Origin of the sequence: Cupriavidus sp. SIMBA_020 (genome assembly GCF_046535395.1) — a bacterium.
GTDB lineage: Bacteria > Pseudomonadota > Gammaproteobacteria > Burkholderiales > Burkholderiaceae > Cupriavidus > Cupriavidus campinensis.
This window is the reverse complement of the sequence record NZ_JAWRWU010000168.1, coordinates 1-357: the sequence shown is the minus strand read 5'-3', so window position 1 is coordinate 357 and position 357 is coordinate 1. Positions and strand designations below refer to the sequence as shown.

Sequence of the window (357 nt, the reverse complement as noted above, 5' to 3'; positions counted from 1 at the left end):
GGTCGGCGTGCAGGTCCATCGTCAGGACGCGGTCGACGCCAGCCACTTGCAGCATGTTGGCCACGACCTTGGCCGAGATGGCCACGCGCGCCGAACGCGGGCGGCGATCCTGGCGGGCATAGCCGAAATAGGGAATCGCGGCGGTGATGCGGCCGGCCGAGGCGCGGCGCAGGGCATCGACCATCACCATGATTTCCATCAGGTTGTCATTGGTAGGCGCACAGGTGGGCTGCAGGACGAAAACGTCCTTGCCGCGCACGTTCTCGTTGATCTCGACCATCACCTCGCCGTCCGAGAAGCGACCGACGGTCATCTTGCCCAGGGACATGTCGAGGTGGTTGACTACGTCCACGGCCA

General features: G+C 65.0%; 1 protein-coding gene. It reads right to left on the bottom strand.

Annotation, left to right across the window (positions count from 1 at the left end):
- The coding region (gene prs / locus SB751_RS28665) for a ribose-phosphate diphosphokinase (RefSeq protein WP_410748870.1) at window positions 1-357 on the bottom strand (357 nt) is incomplete at both ends.